The sequence below is a fragment of the Mesorhizobium sp. M7A.F.Ca.CA.002.09.1.1 genome, from assembly GCF_003998555.1.
Lineage (GTDB): Bacteria > Pseudomonadota > Alphaproteobacteria > Rhizobiales > Rhizobiaceae > Mesorhizobium > Mesorhizobium ciceri.
Map to the genome: position 1 here is coordinate 1 of NZ_RZRR01001245.1, position 1215 is coordinate 1215.

General features: G+C 68.1%; 1 protein-coding gene and 1 pseudogene. Both read right to left on the minus strand.

Features of this window, described 5'->3' with window-relative positions:
• The coding region (locus EN994_RS32205) for a 2Fe-2S iron-sulfur cluster-binding protein (protein ID WP_127308191.1) at positions 1-837 on the minus strand (837 nt) is incomplete at its 3' end.
• Positions 834-1215: pseudogene (locus EN994_RS32210) on the minus strand (xanthine dehydrogenase family protein subunit M); the annotation flags it as partial. The pseudogene EN994_RS32210 and the gene EN994_RS32205, both read right to left, overlap by 4 nt.

The following is a 1215-nucleotide window of genomic DNA, read 5'->3' on the forward strand; positions in this document are numbered from 1 at the left end:
CCCTTCGGCCAGTGCCGGCTGGTCGGCGAAGGGGCCGATGACGCCGAAACAGTTTTTTCCCGGAATGTCGGCGGCGGTGAAGACGCCGGCGACACCGGGATGTGCCTTCGCCCAGCCATCGAGGTCACCGAAGGCGAAGCTGGCGTGATAATGCGGAGAGCGGATCACCAGTACCGCCAGTGCATCGGCGGGGAAGGAATCGCTGCCGAATTTCTCAGCCCCGGTGACCTTCGGCACGCCGTCGAGCCGGATGGGCGAGGAACCGATCGCGTGGCCTGACCGGGGCAAGCGGAAATCCAGGCTTGCTGCCTGCAGGGAGGCATCCATCACTGCGGCAATGATCTTCCGGTAGCCGGTGCAGCGGCACAGAATTCCGCCGAGCGCGTCCTGTACCTCGACCTCGGTGGGGCTCGCCTTCTTCTCCAGCAGAGCCGTCGCCGCAACCAACAGGGCGGGCGTGCAAATCCCGCACTGCGCAGCGCCATGGGCAAGGAAAGAGGCCTGCAACGTCGACAGCCGGCCGTTGGCAAGCCCTTCAACTGTCGTCACCGATGCGCCGGCAGCGGACGCCGCCGACATCAGGCAGGCGCAGACGGGATCGCCGTCGACCAGCACCGTACAGGCGCCGCAATCGCCGGCATCGCAGCCGACCTTGGTGCCGGTCAGCCCCAGTTCGTCGCGCAGCACCAGGGACAGTCGGCGCAGCGGCGGCACATTGACCGATACGGCGCTGCCATTGACCTCGAAGGCGATGTCAACGCGCTCCGGGCCGCGAGCAGGCCGAACGGCGCCCAGGTCGGGCACTGCTTCACGCACGTCAGGTTGAACCTGGCTCATGCCGCCACCTCTTCGCCAGTCGTCCGCCCCACAGCCGCAAGCACGGCGCGGGCAACAATCTCGCGCACTGCATCAAGCCGGTATTCGGCGCTGCCGCGCACATCGGCGATCGGCGACAGTTCGCTCATCGGCGCGGACAGGACCGCATCGGCAAGCTCGCCATCCACCGGCAGCCCGCACAACGCGGCTTCGACGCCGGCCAGCCGCTTGGCCACCACCGAACAGGAGCCGGCCGCGACCGCCGCTTGCCGGACGGTGCCATTGTCGACGGCCAGACGTGCTGCCACCATGGCGATGGAAATGACGAGGTAGCGCCGGGCGCCGAGCTTGACGAAAGCCGACGTGCCGCTGGGCTTCGGCACGCGGATCGCCGTGACC